Raw genomic sequence first — 15,653 nt, 5'->3', positions numbered from 1 at the left:
TACGAAAATCTCTACGCGCGTGAAGCCGGCATGAACATGAAGAGTATGGCGGAGGACGGCCGCGGTAGTCACCGCGGCGACAAGAATACAGACCAAGTATCTCATCCGTATTTTAGTTGGATCCATCACAGATCAACAGCTGCACAGTGCGGCGCGTAATACGTCCGCGATTTGATGGAGTCTCGGCAAAGCTGCCGGCGTTGGTTTTGGCGCTTGGCTGTGCGCCCGTCGTGAAGCCATCATCGAACATTAGCCCATACGCTTTTCCCCCCGCTTTGAAGTCCTTTGCCGACGTGTTTGTATTTGTCCTTGATCCCTCGCTCCGATGCTTTGCGCGTTCTCGCACCGCGCGCGATAGGTCGTGCAAAAAACCCCAAGCCGTCCGATGACACGTGTACGGATACGGCATCAAAATACGAGCGCCTTGATACCGCTTATCAACAGTGGAAGACTCATTCAATTTCGTCCCAAACCAGGGAAAAATAGCCCCTCAGCGCCTCTTCAAGAATGCGAAACCCCAGCGGTCCCCATTTCCGCCCTGTTCGAAGGCGGTTGGTTTCGAGCTTAGGTAAGGTATTGTCGGTTTACAGAAAAGGAAACACTTAAAATGATGGCGGTGAAACGGGATAGAGCGGACGAAAGGTCCTGATCGGATATGAGAATGCGCCTGCGGAAACATCGCTGCCCAACAAGTCCAAAAACCTATCTGCCGTGGACCGATAAAAATTGCACGACCATGGCCGGACCATCCAACGACCGAATAACATGGTTCTGAGGTGCAATTGGCTCCGTTCCGCCAATAACGTTAAACCGCCTGCTCGCTCGCCTTTCACACAACGCCATTGCAAAATCCCCGCATGAACCGAAAGAACGTCTCCAGGCTATCATGGCCGCCGCTTGGGTTGCCATTATCGCGATCGCCTACGCGACATTGACGCATGTAGGCTTTGTGTACACGATCTACTTCAAGCTTGCCCCTTTGAGGGGACCGGAAATGCGTACTTGTGCGCATTTCGAGCATGTTATTGCGTTCGCGTTTCTTGGCGCCCTATTCACTTTCGCTACCCCAAACGTCTTCTGTTTGTGGGTTGCATCGGCCGTGCTATTGGAAATTGCGCAGACGCTGACGCCTGACCGTCACGGCACATTGATCGACGCTTGGAGAAGATGGCCGGCGGAGCCGCTGGAATTCCTTTCGTCACAGCAATCCAGCATCTGCGAGGGAAAAGAAAGGCAGCGCAGACTAGGCCGTGAATGCATAAGTCGCCGGCGCGGAAGGCCCCGGAGTCCGTTATTCACCGATAACAAGCAAATTGCGCAGCGCAGCGAAATGACGCGAAGTGCCAAAGCGCCGAGATCGTGTCCTTGTTTGCGTGCTTAGGACTGTTTCAGATCACCAGGTGGGCCATTGGCACGATCTTTCCATCTGACATGTTGAGCCCGGGCATTGTCCGCAGGTTTCCGGCGCTCCAATATTGACATGACGGGACGCTCGAAAAAGCGATACACACCGATACCGACGATTGCTGTTAGCGGGATTGCTATCAACGCGACCAATATTCGCAGAGTCGGTGAAAAATGCGCGTAGTTTGCGAAGGCGTTCAGCACGCCGACTACAAAGAAATGCGTCAGATAGATCGAATAGCTTGCATTGCCGATCTCCTGCAAGAACTGCCAAGGTTGTCCGCGCGTTTTGACATCGTCAAATCCGACCGCCGCCATCACGATTAACGCCGCCGGAACCCCGAAAGTCAGCAATGTGTTGGTTGGTGGAGCGTATACGGACGAGGTAATTGGAAGAAATGAAAAGGCAACCAATAACCCCAAGCCAAGCGACAGAGTTAGCCACGGAAGCACCGGAATTCGATGCATGGTGGCTGAGATTTGATCGCGAAACAACGCAAGGATCATACCTAGAGAAAAATCAAGCATGATCGTTTGGCTGTAGAAGTGTAGGATGACATTGCTTGGGCTGCGGATGTAAAGCCCGAAGAGAACGAGACCCAGTATCATCGTCGCACACAGCGCGACTCTCATCTCGTACCGTATGGATAAGCTTAGTGCGAAAATCAGATAGAAGAACATCTCATAATTGAGCGTCCATCCTAAATAGTAGACCGGATAGATGCGGCCGGGTGACTTCTCAAACGGTATAAATACTAGGGATTTTAGCAGTGCATCAATATCGGGAGAAGAGCTATGGAGAAGAAAAGGAAGGGAGATCGCGATCACGAAGACGAAAAATGTAGTCAAATAATACAGAGGAACAATCCGTTTCACCCTGTTGAGTAGAAACTCGCTTGCAGATACTTTCCTGCGCGACGTTGTATACACCATGATAAAGCCACTGATAACAAAAAACAGATCTACGCCGCTGTAGCCTTTGTCGTGCAGTACAGTGGCGATAGACGACTCTGGCAGCAGCGGCCTTAAATGGACAAACAGCACCAGGTAAGCTGCAACAGCTCGCAGAATCTGGATGTTCGGAAGCATTACAGAGCTCCTTTTGTCGTCCCGATCCGGCGCACTTGGTGGACGTGGGGTTTCCGCGAACGGTTGCCTGTGCCCACAAGCCGGCTTGCGACGGCGCAGCGAAATCGAACATCATGACGGCGCAGTAGGACGCGGCCCTTCATGTGGAAGGCGGAGTGAAAGCTGACCGGCGCCCCAGGAGACCGCGAAAGGTCTCAATAAGCCTTCGCTCAACGAAGAAATGAAGCAGGAGACCGAAGCTCCAGGGAAATTCACGTAGAGCATAATAAAGCCGCTGATGACGAAGAAGATATCAACTCCCGCAGCGCCAAAAGTTGTGAACCAGTCTGGACTGAATGGCACAATAGCCGCTATGGACTCTTCGAGCGAGTGATGCAGCACGACAATGATACCGGCAATTGCCCGGAGAACCTGTATACCTTCGAGCGAAAGCGGCCGGCTTGGCATCCGCTCTGCTTCGGGCTGCACGAAACGTAGCTCCTACACTTCTGGTTCAGAGCCCAGTCCACCACTGTCGAATAGGCGCGTCAAATATTAACGGCATTAATCGTGAATGATCAACGGGGGCTTCAGCGTGGGCGACCGGCGACTTGGAGCGGTACCGGCGGCGGATGTCGCGGGTTATTCGTACGCATCCGATGCTTTTTGGCCGCGGCGGCGCTACTTGTAAAGCAGGAAAGCTACGGAGCTCCGGTCGAAGCCAAGGCGTCGAGCCTGGCATATCCGAGTTGTCGGACGTGTAGTCGGTCAAAGGAAGGTATGCTGCAACCGTCGGCGAGACGGGGAAGGAGAAACCAGATGAAATCGTGCCTAGAGCATGCATTCATGATTTGGTTCCGATCAGCGAACTTCCATACGGGCCCGCAGCTCCATCGCTGCATCAGAGGCCAGAGAGATGGCAGCATCTGAGACGTGCCATTCTTCTCAAAAAGCCGCTTGAACTTGGAAGGGCCTCCACAGGTGGGTTCACGGCCTTAATTCTTCAATCGGATAACCCCGATCGATGTCGCGCGTGGAGTTGGTGCCAGCTAACGAAATCCTGCTTTTGATCGCCCTGCCTGCAGGTCTGCGTTCACACCTGCGCAATGCGTGCCGAATGTAGTTGGACATACACGCTTGCAGGACTCGCTTTAACTTACACAACTGGCGTCGCTGGCGGAATCCGCCAGCGACAGCTTGCCTTGCTCAAGATCTGGCCGTCCATTGCCTCCCAATCAAGGTAATGATCAGGATCGCGCCCCGAGCGGTTTCGTGAGCAATCTCGGAATATCAATGCCGGTCAAAAATCCCCAGCACGCGGCGACAGCTCAAACACGCCATTGGCGAGCGTTTTTGTCATTAATCTCAGCCTTGCTGATCTTGAACTCTCTACCCTGCGGCCGGTTTTGAGAGCGGCCGCTAGCCAACGCGGTTGCTTGCCGCGACCTGACCAGGGTTTTCCGAAGGCTCACTGGGATTCGATACTTAGGCTAAACGCGCGGACATCTTCATCTTTCGCGAGGCACAGCTGTCGTTTCAGTCGAAACAGAGTGCGTCCCATTCTCGCGCCGAAGTTGCGCAAGGCGCTTCTCAACCTCACGCACCTCAGATGAAAGCAGCTTAAGCCTGTCCACTTTATGGAGAAGATCAGGCTGCAGGTCTCTTGCAGGGCGGTGTCGGAGGCATGATCCAGGAGGCGCGCTCCCATCCTTCAGGATTAGCTCGCTAGCTGAATGGCGCGATCGACCGCAATTGCGAAACCATTGAGAGATACGTTGAACGTGAGAGATTGACCATTGCTCACACTGAGCGCAGCTACCGCGAAGGCCTTGGCATTTCGTATTGCGTTCATGCCGGCAGTCGGAAAGGTGACGGGAAGTAGACAGCCTTGCGCCACACAAGTCGAGAAGCGCAGCCCCTCTCCCAAATCCCTGTCGTCCAGTTTAAGGATGACGCCGGCCTCCAGTTTGAGCCCGAACGGCATCAAGATCGTTCCCTCGCTCGCGCCGTCTTTCGCAATCCGCAGCTCGATCGCAAAGCCTCGCTGTCCCTCTTTGCTGACCTGCGCCTGGCTTAGCGTGCAAACCTTCGCTCCCTTGTCCGTGCTGCAATTCAAGGTCCAGTCGCCATATGTTTCGCTGATTGCGGAAGCACCATTCGGTAATGCGCCAACTCGCGCACCAGGTGGCGCAACGGTCGCTTGCGCCTGGTCTTGCCTGGCCGCTCTTGGTGCAGGCCGGCGTGCAGGCGCCGTCGCGCTCTTGGCTTGCCTCGGTTGCGCCTGCGGAATGAAAACGGCGTTAGGCTCAACCGGACTAGCCCTGTCTTGGGCATGAAGCGGCACCGCATCACAAAAAAAGACTGCAGCAAATGTGACAAGAATGATGTGAGTCTTGGGCATTACTAATTCGCGCATAACACAAAAGCCTTTGATCCGTTGCTCGGCCAACTACAAAACGCTGAGCGGATATGACGACAAAAGAAGCCTAAGATATCGCCAGCCCAATTCTGGCGCCAGCCCCGGCTTCCCTGCGCCTACAAAGTTTGTCGAACCGATCGACGGCGCGGGAATGGCCTTGCTCGAGAGAGATTTCCTTTTGCGCAACAGATGCAGATGACATGCGTCGCCCACCATGTTGCCCCGCGATATCCAGAACTACCTGAGGGTCGGCCCAGCGCTCGCCGCACACGTCAACGAACGGCTCCGCAATCTGTCAGGTCGAAAAGGTAACACAAACCAAAAATAAGCGGTCACGGGTCCTTAAGAAAGATCCGGTAGAAGTACGCATGCTTCAGGAGAGTAGAATGCGCGCGCATATAGTCGTTCTCGCGGCCCTTCTGACCGCGGCCAATACGCCCAGCTTAGCGGGTGAAGCCTTTGTTCCCCAGATCGGGGGAGCCCGGCAGCTAGCCGGCAATTTCAAATGGCCGAAAGAACCAGTCTCGGCCGCGAAGATTGCTGCGCCTGTCAAGGTGAACGCAGTTGCCGCTGCTGCGACGACGACATCGCCACCCAATGCCAACGTTTCTTCGGTCACACAGGTTGGCACGAACAACTTCGCAATGGTTGCCCAGACCGGCGGAAACAACTTTTCCGCAATCGTCCAGCAGGGCGTGGGCAATCAGGCCATCGTGAATCAGCGACGCTGATCCCTCGAAGATGAACCTCCTCATTCTTCACTACGCTGAAGCGGATATCACCTGCAGCGAGCCCAGATGCAATTCGTCGGGCCCTTCGTTGATCACAACGCGAATGTGAATCAGTCCCGGCTGCCGGATCTCCAGTGGCGAGAACACCAGGCTCGACGCCACGACGATGTAGGGCGGGACAGCGATATTTTTCGGCAGACCGTCCAGCAGCTTCTGCTGGTCCAGCAGTCCGGGCACCTCGATCGGCTCTTCGGCGATCGGCTCCGGCTCGCCCGGCACATAGCATCGAGCCGTCACAGACGTGTAGGGCTGCGTCGCGGGCGAGAACACGTGGAAATGAATGCAGAACTTGGACAGGACTAGCGGGAAGTTCTGCGCCGTCATCATGACCGCATTATAACAGCCTATGAAGCTGAGCTTGCCACCAGCTTCACTTCGAATGTCGTCGCAGAAAATGGAATAGCCGTACCGTCTCATCTTAGAGATTTCGTTGCCTCGCCCGGCGCAAGCGGAGATACGACGAGCTTCTGACAAAGCGACGTACGTCGCCTGCCGCCATCGATATACTTGATCTGGCCATGGCTGATCGTCGAAGTGGTCACCGGCTGATTCTGTCCCGCCTCGACCACCGGCTTCTTGAGCTCGAATGAGATTTCCATATCCATCGCCCACGCGAGATCCGCCAGTGACCTCAGCGTCAGATTCGCTTCTCCGGAGAGCTGCCGGTTAACCAGCGAGCGATGAACCTCGAGCTTCTTCGCAAGCTCCTGCTGTGAAAGCTTCGCGTCTCTTTTCCGCTCTGAGAGCGCCCTCAGCAATTCGTTCCTGACGCGACCAATAAATCGACCGGCATTACGCGCCCTGCTTCCAATATCAAACTGAAAGGACGTCACCTGGATCTACTCCCTGAACACATAAAGTATTATCAACGTCCAATTGCCGACGGATTCTTCTTATTGCAATTCGATAGCCACGATAAAGCTCGTGATCTTTAACTCTATCAGCCCAATCACCAAAAACGCAAACGAAGCAATCTCGTTTCATGAACCAGCCGAAGATGCGTATATCCGGCGTCTTCAATTCCCATACAGCATTTTCTTCGGCGCGAATATATCGAAATTGGCGGGTATGTATAAGAGGCCCGCCGCTTAGAAACAGGTGGAAGAGTTGATCGATTTGCTCTGCCGCTGTCGCTTGACCGAGGCGGCCTTCGGCTTCAGCGCCGTTTACGAGTCCACGAAGCCACTCAATAAAATCAGGCGTCCCATACAGCAGGCGTTGCGCCTGTTCGCGGCCACTCAATTCCACTTCAATCCTCGAAATGGCCCCCGCGGCGACGAGATCTTCGATCGTTGACATATTAAGTCTACAACCGCTCTGAGCTCATAAATTCGTGAAATCCGTCGATGCTGGTATGCGGCTCGATGCGCATTTCCGAACGTCACAATGGTATTTGGCTCGGCCGCGCGCAACCCTAAAATTTTCGTACCTGAGGCGCTGAAGACACAGATTCCGGATTGGACGGGAGCATCTGCTGCACCGCAACCAGTCAGGCATCTGGGCCGCACGAAATGACTTCACGGCTATCCGGAACGGCCTAGACCTGAAAGACGCCAGCCATCAACGGTCACTATCCGAGATCGATCACCCGTTTCGATTTCGAAGAGAGCACAGTACCTCAGCAAAGATTGGGGCCGACGCTCACATGCGATGCGTGCCAGGAGAAACCATGTGTTTCTCGCCTACCCTTCCATCGCAAGCCAAGCAGAAGTCCTGACCTCGCGGCGCCCGAAGAGCAGATCAACAATAGCAATCGACATGGTGATCTCGCGGAAATGCGCTAGCGAACCGTTCGGTCCACACCATGAGATTCGGCGCACGGCGAAAGGACATCGGCGATCGCCATTTGATTCGCGAAATCCCCTGGGAGATGAGCACATCCTCGCTTGTCGACATGCATGTCAACAAACCGCGCTCGTAATGGCGATGCCAACGGTGTCGACATATAAGTCAACAACCCGAAAATTCATTAATCCCCGCTGAAGGTTGAATGGGATTCCCAGCGACTAAACGTTGGCCGTCGCAGAATTTAAACCACGAACATTAGGGTAAAGTTTGCGTTGGCGCTTGCGGAGCATGCTTAAGAAAGCGTTAAATCCCCCCAGGAGGGCAGCGATGGTCGCTGTGCCACCAATGGGAAACAAGGGATTTCCAAATGCGAAATTTAACGATCATTGCATTTCTGATGGCGACGACGTCGCTCGCTTCTGCGGCGAGCAACGAATCTTTCATCGCGCAGATCGGCGGCTCGAATAACGCCGTTGTCGGCCAGACCAACGGCAACAACAAGCAGGCCACGATTCAGGCCGGCAAGAAGAACACCGCGCTCACCTCGCAGAACAACCCGTCTTCACCTTCGAAGACCAACCAGTCCGGCATCGGCCAGTTCGGCGCGCATAACAATGCGCTCGTCGGCCAGGACGGCGGCAACAACACGCAGGGTACGCTTCAGGTCGGCGTGGGCAACAACGCCGTCACTTCGCAGGCAGGCACGACCGGCACCAAGACCAACAATTCGGGGACCGCGCAGTTCGGCTACAAGAACGACTCGCTGGTGGGACAAACCGGCGGCAACAACGATTCGACCACGCTGCAGGTTGGCGGCAAGAATACGTCGGTGACGGGTCAGCAGACCAACAAGGACAACTCGGGCAAGAATGATTCGACCACCGCGCAGTTCGGTTGGGGCAACAACGCGACGACATCGCAGATCTCGAAGGGCTCGGCGGACGGGTCCCACGGCAAGAAGGGTAGCACCGGCGGTGACAACACCTCAGGCATCCTGCAGAACGGCTACGGCAACACCGCTCTCGTCGGCCAGAACTCGGCTGGTAGCGGACAGACCGGCAACAACGGTAACGGCGGCAATCCCAAAGCCGGTGTGGACAATAACTCCGGCGTCGTCCAGTTTGGCGGCAAGAACTTTGCCAGCGTTTCGCAGGACGGGCAGCGCAACGGCGTGAACACCAGCCTTTCGAACGACTCGTTCGTTGGGCAGTTCGGCTGGTACAATAAGGCCCTGGTCGGTCAAGTTGGCGGCAACAACACGCAGGGCACACTGCAGTTTGGCGCCCACAACAATGCCACCACCGGCCAGTCGGCCACTGATACGGGCGGCACCAACGGCGCGTTCACGCTGCAGGGCGGCTATGGCAACCAAGCCTTAACCTCGCAGACCACGACCGGTTCAATCGGTTGGTTCAACTCGGCGTCGGGCGGCGACAACTCGGCTGCTACGCTCCAGTTTGGCAAGGGCAACAAGGCCACGACCGGGCAAGATGCGAGCGGGATCGTTGTGCCTGGACTGTTCAATGTGCCAACCGCACTTGGCGGCGTCGATAACAACGCGTTGACGCTGCAGGTCGGTAAGGGCAACACGGCCTTGACGAGCCAGTCTGGTGGTAGCTTGCTGCCCTCCTCCAACAACTCGGCCATTGCGCAGTTCGGCGTTGGCAACGACGCGGTCGTTGGCCAGGTCAACGGTGGCAATGTTCAGGGCACCTTGCAGGCTGGCTACAAGAACACCGCCGCGACCGGTCAGACGGGCTCCAAGTCTGGTCTGGGGACGAACGCCTCGCTCACGGTTCAGGCCGGTGCGAAGAATACCGCAGTCACCAGCCAGTCGATCGCTAACCCGCTTAACATCGGTGTAAACGGATCGATGATCGCTCAATTCGGCGCCAACAACAAGGCGACCGTCGGTCAGAGCGATACTGGCTTGCAGCCGATGATCGGCGCCAACCTGCAGGCAACTGTCCAGGTCGGCAACGGCAACTCCGCGATGACCTCGCAGGTCGCGAGCGCGGCCGTGTCGAACACGTCGGTGACGGCGCAGTTCGGCTCGCACAACACCGCGATCACCGTCCAGAAGTAAGCCCAGAGAGGGCGGCGGGATTTCATCCGCCGCCCTTTCCTTCAGGGGATGACGAGCATGTCGGGCCTGCGCACGACCTTCGTCACTGGGTTTGCAATTGCCGTTGCTGTTTTTCTCAACTGCACGCGGGCGCAGCTTTCGTCCGCAGCTGAGCCGACAATGGCAATTGGCTGTCAAATCCGGGTGACACCGCAGAACGATATGCTTCGGCTTGAGGCGGTGGCGAACGGTCGGGCATCCGCGACCGGGACCTATCGCTTCGAGATCCTCAAGCAGAGTTCGACCGGCACCAGCCAGAACGTCCAGAGCGGGGCGTTCACGCTGGATGCCGATCGGGATGCCATACTGACCACAGTTGTTCTGGATGGGTCTGCCCGCGGTCACTACCGAGCGCGGCTGACACTGGACTCAAAGGAATTCGGGAGCGTTTCATGCGTCTCGCCCTAAAACTTATTGCCAGCTACCTAGCCATTTTGATCCTGCCCACCCCCGGCGCGTTTGCTGAAGGCGCTTTTGTTCAGCAGGCGACCGGGGCTTACCAGGGGCGCAATGTCGCCCTCCCCGTCGCGCCGAATTCGGCGACCGGCGGCGCGCCGGCCTGGACCGCTCCGAAGAGCGGCACCCTGCGGGCCGCGCCCGAACTGGCCACGCCTGCCAGCGGCGGCAATTTCGCCAGCACGCTCGAGATCGGCGCCTACAACAAGGTGTTCCAGGCGCAGCTCGGCGCCGGCAATGTTTCGAACGTCGGCATCATCAAGGGCTACGCCAACAGCGTCGGCGTCCTGCAGGCCGGCAACAATCTGAAGTCCAATCTCGCCCTGATCAATACGCAGGGACTTGCGGTGGGCGTGATCCAGCCGAACGGATCGGCGCCGGTCAACGTGCTGATCGCGCGGCTTCCCAACGGCGGGCTGCTGATCAAGCGATAACCATTCGAATTTCTCTGGAGGAGATGCAACATGGGTAAGTTCGGTTTTCCGCAGCCCGGCCTTCTGTCGGGATTGATGATGATGCCCCAGGTCTATTTCCCAGTGAGCCCTGCATTCAGAAAACATCCAAGTTTTAGATTGTTTGAGGAGCGTTGAGATAACGTCGCAGTGTTGCCGGCCCGCAATGGTCTTACATACAGGCTTTTGTTAAATTAAAGGGCAGGATTTTTATGGACTTATTTTTAATGGAGATCGCCATGAGTAGATTATTTATTTCCGTAGCTGGTCTGGTCGCAGGTATTGTCGTTTCGGCTTCCGCTTCTGCAACGGAGCAGGTTTATCGCCCCGTGAGCCCCACGTTCGGCGGCAACCCGTTGAATGGTAATTTCCTGCTCTCCACCGCCCAGGCTCAGGGTAATGGCACTAAGTCCGGTCAGCAGAGCCCGGACCTTTCAGGGCTCACCAACGCTCTGAGCGGAATAGGCAACGGCGGCGGGCAGCCCGTCATCATCATCGGCGGCAATGGTCAGACGACCATTCCAACGAGTCCATAAGTCCGTCATTTAGCGGTCTTCCTTTCGCTATTGCTTCGTCCACTTGCGGAATAGTCCTCGGCTGAGCCGTTCCTGTTTGGAGCGTCTGTCCAACTCTGTGCATGGGGGGTTAACTTGATCTGTTTCGGTGCCAGGCTGGCGGTGGCGTCGCTCTTCGCCTTAGCGGCGGGCGGCTGTGCCCTTACCGGCACGGCCAAGGATCCCGTCACTCCGGCTGCAACTCTTGTGCCTGCGACCAAGACTGGCCTGGTTCTGGATTCGCTTCCGCCCCCAAAACAGAAGCTCGATGTTGCCGTCTACAATTTTCCAGATCTGACCGGCCAGAATAAATCGAATGACAATTTCGCCGAGTTTTCGCGTGCAGTGACCCAAGGCGGCAGCTCCATCCTCACCGATGTTCTGGTCAAGGCCGGTGGGGGTGCCTGGTTCGATGTCGCCGAACGCGCCGACCTTCAGTCACTGCTGCAAGAACGGCAAATCATTCAGAATACGCGCACCGCACTGATTGGGAACAAAGCCCAGAGCCTGCCGCCGCTGCGGTTTGCCGGCGTGCTTCTTGATGGCGGCGTGATCGGCTTCGATACTAACGAAACCACCGGCGGCATCGGTGCGAACTACCTCGGCATTGGCGGCGCCGTCTCGTATCGCCAGGATATCGTTACCGTGGCGCTCAGGGCAGTCAGTGTGCAGACCGGGCGCGTGTTGGCGTCAGTTACGACCACGAAGATCATCTATTCCGTAAACGTCGGCGGCAACGCCTTCCAGTTCGCCGCAGTCGACGCACTGCTGCAAGCGGATATTGGCGTTACGAAGAACTCCCCTGCGACGCTCGCCGTTCGCGAAGGTGTTCAACTCGCCGTTTACTCCCTCATCTTTGAAGGCGTGAAGAACAACCTCTGGGAGTTCAAGGATCCGGCGGCCGGTGCCGCGTTTATGCGGGAGCTCGACATCCACCAGAAGGCCCTGGCGCCTGTCAATGTGGTCGCAGCAGCTCCAGTAGCCGAGCCGGTGGTGGTCACCAAAAACTGAGCCCGAGCAGGCTCATCGCGCGACAGGGCGTGCTTGCTGGGTCGCGCTATAACACGCCGGCGAGGATGCGTTTTGCTGATTACAGGTTACCGGCGCCGTAGGCCCGGTCTTTGTGGCAGCGGCAGAACCGGTCCCACCTTCTGGCGCGCCCTTCACCGGTCTGCCTCCGCCATCGATCGTTTTTGCGCCCGGCGGCAGATTTCCATGTGCTTGCTCGACCCGCGCTTCCGAGCCAAGCCTTCGCTCGCGAGCGTCCACCGATCCCCATTGAGACGAAACTCCAAGAGCGGCCAGTACGCAAACCACTAATTGCCCTGTTTTCATCCTACGCTCCCTTTCTTCTACTGACGTTCGATATCAACCCGAGCACTAAAAAGGCGCATGTACGAAACAAGTTTCCAAAGCGACATCATGTGCATTGCCAAAGCAAACGACACATTTTTCCCTGTCGAATGACCGCTGTCGAAGCCAATCGATTCCACAGTTCACATCACTGAATGGCCTTCTTAGCACGCCCGGGTCGCGAATTCACACTCGAAGTGCTGGAGTTGGAGAACGCCTACTGACCCTTTTCCAAAGGCACATTTCGCGGCCGACGATACGAACCACGTTTCGAGTCCAAAGTGTTCACAACACGTCGAACATTACCGTGATCTCTGGCGGACGCGCATTTGCGCCCGGTCTTCATACGAAGCAATCCGCTCCGAAGCATGTTTATGGCCGGCGTCATCACGCACGCGACCGTAGCCATCCTGCTGTACATTGCGTTCGGTCCGACAGCCTGATGCCACATGGATAAGGCGCGCTATGTGGTGGAGCACCACGATCTGCGGCCGCCCATAGCTGAGAAGCCAATCAAGCGGATCAAAGTGTATCCATCCGGCGTAGACCGGCTTCTGGCAAACGGTCGGCGAGACGTGGCCTCCGACCCGCGGCCAGTGCTGCTGGGTGCACAAAACCTCCAACGTGCTAAACAGTTACCGAAGAGCCAGCACTCGACCGCCTTGTCATATTTAAAGCCCCCCGGGTTTCAACGAAGGCGTCGAATGCAGCCAGCGCATTCTCTCTGGTTTCGGCTATCCAGTTCTCCTGCAGCCTCGCTTGGCTTTCGGTTGCTGCTATATGGTTCGGCCTTCGCCAGCACACCCTGACATCGCAACGAGTTCAACGCGACTCGAGCATGCGAACGTCATTTGTGCTTGGTAAGATCGATACCAGGATGTTTCCGAACGGTCCGCCGACGGAGAACGCTTTTTCGCGCCGATTCCGCCCGCCGAACCCGGTTTCTTAGACGCAGGATTTCAGCATACTGCTCGGCAAGATTACAATCGATCCCAGCTTCTTCGGCTTTCTTGGAACTGATCTGTTGCATCTGATCTACTCGGTTCGGATACCAATTGTTGGCGCCTAAGCCGTTAGTAAACTGAAGTTCGCTTTAGGTTCAGATATCGCCTCTTTGTCTACAGCTAAAAGTCACTGCCCTGGCGTAAACCGGCCAAGATAAGCAAGTGTCGTGACAGGCAGATGAATCAATTCAGGTCCGGACCAGATGACCACGCCGGCATGTCAGCTCCGTCATCGGCACTCCTTTCTCAATCACGGGCGATATACAGTACCGTGTCGCAAACGCGGGCCGAGTGCCTGTTAGATCCCGACGCCGCCTCCATTCGCTTGCCGAAGCATTTGATCAGATGTGGCTCTCTCGAGTAGAGCGCCGCGCCGGGGCCGAGGCAGGACGCCTCTACGCCCGATAATCGCCTTGCCCAAATGACGCAATGCGGTAAGATATTAAAATTGATTGCGCATTTGAATCATTTGATGGCCGATACTTTTGAATGGGGCGACTTTTATGTCGGAAATCGCCAAACGAAGCTCAGACGCGAGGGCCAGGACAGCGAGCGTTGCGCCTGTTGGAGGGGCGATCAAACGGTTGATTGACATCATTCTCGCGGTAGTCGGGATCGGGCTTTTGCTACCGCTCCTTGTTTTCTGCGCGGTCGCAACATTCCTGGCCTCAGGAGGGTCGATCATCGCTCGCCATCGGCGGGTTGGCTTTCGCGGTCGTGCTTTTGATTGTTTGAAATTCGAGACCTCCGCACCGAAATCAACTCGCCGGGTACACCTTTGCTCGAGCGCGGATTCTGCCGCCCGCGACTCAAGGGAAACCGAAGCGCGACCGGACGAACCGCGCGTCACACCTTTAGGGGCCGTATTTCGTAAAGCCGGTCTCGACGAATTGCCGCAGATGTTCAATGTGCTGCGGGGTGACATGAGCATCGTAGGCCCGCGGCCCATCAGCGACGACGAAATCGACTATTATGCCGATAAAGCAGCAGCCTATCTGGCGTGCAAGCCCGGCATTACTGGACTTTGGCGGGTCAGCGGTCAGGCGAGGTATAGCGAGCGAGTTAGCGTCGATTGCGCTTATGCCAAGAGCTGGTCGCTCTTGTTGGATGCCAAGATCGCGATCTCAACCTTGTTCGCCATGCAGGGGCCGACAGCGGTACGGTTAGGAGCGATTTTCTTCGACAAATTCTTCACGAACAAAGAAGAGCGGGAGCGATGAAACGATGAAATCCATTGAAGCTTGAATTTGGTAATCAGGTGCAATCTGAGATAACGATTGTCATTGCTTGCCTCATCGCTGCGTGACTGAACTTGATAACATCGATGAAGCGGGTCTGAAGGCGACCAATTTGCCCTACCCTGCGCAACGAGCGATTCGGAACTGATAGCGGAGCTTCAAGCTATCCGTACCCCTCGCTTAATGCGCATTTAACATTCTGCATCAAATGAAGGAGGATCAGCGCAAGATATTTCACGCCGCCTGAATTGCGCGCACCAACACAACCTCTTCAGGCGGTTCGTTTGAGAACGCTATCATTTTGGGCGCGGCCGCGATCGCTGTCGGAGTAATATTCACCAGCGCCGCCCGGTTTCGATCTTGCGATAGCCTGGTTTGCATACCCACCCTTCTGCCTGCAGCGCCGTTCAGGAAGATCTGTTGGGCACGGGCAGTGGCTCGCAGCGCCATGACTCGTTTCTTTGCCTGAAGGCACCGAGCTTATATCTTCGTGGTACTTTACTCTGGTCGAATCGGCGAGAGCTCGTCGGTCCCGTCAATTGTCAGAGGATCTGCGACAATGTTTCGATTTTTCAGGCGTCCGCAAGCTATCAACGACTTCAAGGCGCGATCTCCAGAGCGGGACCTCGAAGTGGATCGTCTCAGAGCTGGAGCTATCTTTCGTGCGATCGAAGATGCGCTTCAGGCGGCCAAGGCTGAGCATGCTGGCCTAACCGCACGCGTCGACGAAGTACTCGCACGAGCTGCCGTTACTTTTGGGAATGACACGGACGAATATCTCACGCGTGAAGCTGAAGATAGCCGGAATCAAGACACCCTTGGTGCCGAGATTGCTAACGGGCAGCGACGGTTAAGTGAGCTTGCACAAACCATCGGCCACTTCCAGTTCTTAAGAACGGCACTCCTCACCAGGTTTCCCGATTTCAACCTAGCAAATACGACAACCGGCTCAATTGCGCGGGCGACAACCTAAGTCTCACTAGCGCTGTTCTCAAAGGCGG

16 protein-coding genes and 1 pseudogene are annotated in these 15,653 nt (G+C 56.2%); 9 read left to right on the top strand and 8 right to left on the bottom strand.

Annotation, left to right across the window (positions count from 1 at the left end; all coding sequences use genetic code 11):
* Positions 1 to 1,377: 1,377 nt before the first annotated feature.
* The 4 genes and pseudogenes from HCN58_RS29580 to HCN58_RS29565 all read right to left on the bottom strand — a co-directional run bounded on the left by HCN58_RS29580 (position 1,378) and on the right by HCN58_RS29565 (position 4,873).
* Complete coding sequence (locus HCN58_RS29580; RefSeq protein WP_171582887.1) at positions 1,378 to 2,493, bottom strand: acyltransferase family protein; 1,116 nt, start codon at positions 2,491 to 2,493, stop codon at positions 1,378 to 1,380.
* A gap of 111 nt (positions 2,494 to 2,604) precedes the next feature.
* On the bottom strand, positions 2,605 to 2,961 hold the full coding sequence (locus tag HCN58_RS36845) for an acyltransferase family protein (RefSeq protein WP_311966893.1): 357 nt from the start codon (positions 2,959 to 2,961) through the stop codon (positions 2,605 to 2,607).
* Positions 2,962 to 3,772: 811 nt separating this feature from the next.
* A pseudogene (locus HCN58_RS36220) lies at positions 3,773 to 3,898 on the bottom strand (hypothetical protein); the annotation flags it as partial.
* A gap of 291 nt (positions 3,899 to 4,189) precedes the next feature.
* Positions 4,190 to 4,873 (bottom strand): invasion associated locus B family protein, encoded by a 684-nt coding sequence (locus HCN58_RS29565; protein WP_171582886.1) that lies wholly within the window; start codon positions 4,871 to 4,873, stop codon positions 4,190 to 4,192.
* Positions 4,874 to 5,277: 404 nt separating this feature from the next.
* On the opposite strand from HCN58_RS29565, the gene HCN58_RS29560 reads away from it, so the two are divergent.
* Entirely contained in the window at positions 5,278 to 5,622 is a 345-nt protein-coding gene (locus HCN58_RS29560; protein ID WP_171582885.1) for a curlin repeat-containing protein, read from the top strand.
* Between the two features lie 30 nt (positions 5,623 to 5,652).
* On the opposite strand, the gene HCN58_RS29555 is transcribed toward HCN58_RS29560, so the two are convergent.
* Genes HCN58_RS29555 through HCN58_RS29545 form a run of 3 tightly spaced genes read right to left on the bottom strand, consistent with a single transcriptional unit; the run spans position 5,653 to position 6,981 of the window.
* On the bottom strand, positions 5,653 to 6,099 hold the full coding sequence (locus tag HCN58_RS29555) for a DUF6941 family protein (protein ID WP_171582884.1): 447 nt from the start codon (positions 6,097 to 6,099) through the stop codon (positions 5,653 to 5,655).
* Positions 6,096 to 6,515, bottom strand: coding sequence for a helix-turn-helix domain-containing protein (locus HCN58_RS29550; RefSeq protein ID WP_171582883.1), 420 nt, complete (start codon positions 6,513 to 6,515; stop codon positions 6,096 to 6,098). The genes HCN58_RS29555 and HCN58_RS29550 overlap by 4 nt, the downstream gene beginning before the upstream one ends.
* Positions 6,496 to 6,981, bottom strand: coding sequence for a hypothetical protein (locus tag HCN58_RS29545; RefSeq protein WP_171582882.1), 486 nt, complete (start codon positions 6,979 to 6,981; stop codon positions 6,496 to 6,498). Before HCN58_RS29545 ends, HCN58_RS29550 begins: the two co-directional genes overlap by 20 nt.
* An 856-nt stretch (positions 6,982 to 7,837) precedes the next feature.
* Between HCN58_RS29545 and HCN58_RS29540 the strand changes: the two genes are divergently transcribed.
* The 7 genes from HCN58_RS29540 (at position 7,838) to HCN58_RS29515 (ending at position 14,634) form a co-directional block, all read left to right on the top strand.
* Entirely contained in the window at positions 7,838 to 9,556 is a 1,719-nt protein-coding gene (locus HCN58_RS29540) for a beta strand repeat-containing protein (RefSeq protein ID WP_171582881.1), read from the top strand.
* Between the two features lie 57 nt (positions 9,557 to 9,613).
* Positions 9,614 to 10,003 carry a curli-like amyloid fiber formation chaperone CsgH gene (gene csgH / locus HCN58_RS29535; protein ID WP_171582880.1) on the top strand — a complete coding sequence of 130 codons (390 nt, stop codon included), beginning with the start codon at positions 9,614 to 9,616 and terminating at the stop codon, positions 10,001 to 10,003.
* Positions 9,988 to 10,485 carry a hypothetical protein gene (locus HCN58_RS29530; RefSeq protein ID WP_171582879.1) on the top strand — a complete coding sequence of 166 codons (498 nt, stop codon included), beginning with the start codon at positions 9,988 to 9,990 and terminating at the stop codon, positions 10,483 to 10,485. The genes csgH and HCN58_RS29530 overlap by 16 nt, the downstream gene beginning before the upstream one ends.
* A 30-nt stretch (positions 10,486 to 10,515) precedes the next feature.
* Positions 10,516 to 10,641, top strand: a complete 126-nt coding sequence (locus HCN58_RS36840) for a hypothetical protein (RefSeq protein ID WP_283814641.1) — start codon at positions 10,516 to 10,518, stop codon at positions 10,639 to 10,641.
* A gap of 101 nt (positions 10,642 to 10,742) precedes the next feature.
* Entirely contained in the window at positions 10,743 to 11,039 is a 297-nt protein-coding gene (locus tag HCN58_RS29525; RefSeq protein ID WP_171582878.1) for a curli assembly protein CsgF, read from the top strand.
* A 117-nt stretch (positions 11,040 to 11,156) separates the two neighbouring features.
* Positions 11,157 to 12,068 (top strand): CsgG/HfaB family protein, encoded by a 912-nt coding sequence (locus HCN58_RS29520; RefSeq protein WP_171583007.1) that lies wholly within the window; start codon positions 11,157 to 11,159, stop codon positions 12,066 to 12,068.
* Between the two features lie 1,849 nt (positions 12,069 to 13,917).
* Positions 13,918 to 14,634: a sugar transferase gene (locus tag HCN58_RS29515; RefSeq protein ID WP_171582877.1), complete on the top strand. Its 717-nt coding sequence runs from the start codon at positions 13,918 to 13,920 to the stop codon at positions 14,632 to 14,634.
* A gap of 252 nt (positions 14,635 to 14,886) precedes the next feature.
* Here the strand turns inward: HCN58_RS29515 and HCN58_RS29510 are convergent, their stop codons facing one another.
* Entirely contained in the window at positions 14,887 to 15,102 is a 216-nt protein-coding gene (locus HCN58_RS29510; RefSeq protein ID WP_171582876.1) for a hypothetical protein, read from the bottom strand.
* Positions 15,103 to 15,211: 109 nt separating this feature from the next.
* Between HCN58_RS29510 and HCN58_RS29505 the strand changes: the two genes are divergently transcribed.
* Positions 15,212 to 15,625, top strand: coding sequence for a hypothetical protein (locus HCN58_RS29505; protein ID WP_171582875.1), 414 nt, complete (start codon positions 15,212 to 15,214; stop codon positions 15,623 to 15,625).
* The last annotated feature ends 28 nt before the right edge of the window (positions 15,626 to 15,653 follow it).

The organism is Bradyrhizobium australiense, assembly GCF_013114825.1.
GTDB lineage: Bacteria > Pseudomonadota > Alphaproteobacteria > Rhizobiales > Xanthobacteraceae > Bradyrhizobium > Bradyrhizobium australiense.
This window is presented reverse-complemented; position numbering and strand designations above follow the sequence as displayed.

What these genes read in the sequence shown, in the direction of transcription:
- HCN58_RS29580 (WP_171582887.1), bottom strand. Translation starts at nt 2,493, where the DNA reads ATGCTTCCGAACATCCAGATTCTGCGAGCTGTTGCAGCTTACCTGGTG.
- HCN58_RS29565 (WP_171582886.1), bottom strand. Translation starts at nt 4,873, where the DNA reads ATGCCCAAGACTCACATCATTCTTGTCACATTTGCTGCAGTCTTTTTT.
- HCN58_RS29560 (WP_171582885.1), top strand. Translation starts at nt 5,278, where the DNA reads ATGCGCGCGCATATAGTCGTTCTCGCGGCCCTTCTGACCGCGGCCAAT.
- HCN58_RS29555 (WP_171582884.1), bottom strand. Translation starts at nt 6,099, where the DNA reads ATGAGACGGTACGGCTATTCCATTTTCTGCGACGACATTCGAAGTGAA.
- HCN58_RS29545 (WP_171582882.1), bottom strand. Translation starts at nt 6,981, where the DNA reads ATGTCAACGATCGAAGATCTCGTCGCCGCGGGGGCCATTTCGAGGATT.
- HCN58_RS29540 (WP_171582881.1), top strand. Translation starts at nt 7,838, where the DNA reads ATGCGAAATTTAACGATCATTGCATTTCTGATGGCGACGACGTCGCTC.
- csgH (WP_171582880.1), top strand. Translation starts at nt 9,614, where the DNA reads ATGTCGGGCCTGCGCACGACCTTCGTCACTGGGTTTGCAATTGCCGTT.
- HCN58_RS29530 (WP_171582879.1), top strand. Translation starts at nt 9,988, where the DNA reads ATGCGTCTCGCCCTAAAACTTATTGCCAGCTACCTAGCCATTTTGATC.
- HCN58_RS36840 (WP_283814641.1), top strand. Translation starts at nt 10,516, where the DNA reads ATGGGTAAGTTCGGTTTTCCGCAGCCCGGCCTTCTGTCGGGATTGATG.
- HCN58_RS29525 (WP_171582878.1), top strand. Translation starts at nt 10,743, where the DNA reads ATGAGTAGATTATTTATTTCCGTAGCTGGTCTGGTCGCAGGTATTGTC.
- HCN58_RS29515 (WP_171582877.1), top strand. Translation starts at nt 13,918, where the DNA reads ATGTCGGAAATCGCCAAACGAAGCTCAGACGCGAGGGCCAGGACAGCG.
- HCN58_RS29510 (WP_171582876.1), bottom strand. Translation starts at nt 15,102, where the DNA reads ATGGCGCTGCGAGCCACTGCCCGTGCCCAACAGATCTTCCTGAACGGC.
- HCN58_RS29505 (WP_171582875.1), top strand. Translation starts at nt 15,212, where the DNA reads ATGTTTCGATTTTTCAGGCGTCCGCAAGCTATCAACGACTTCAAGGCG.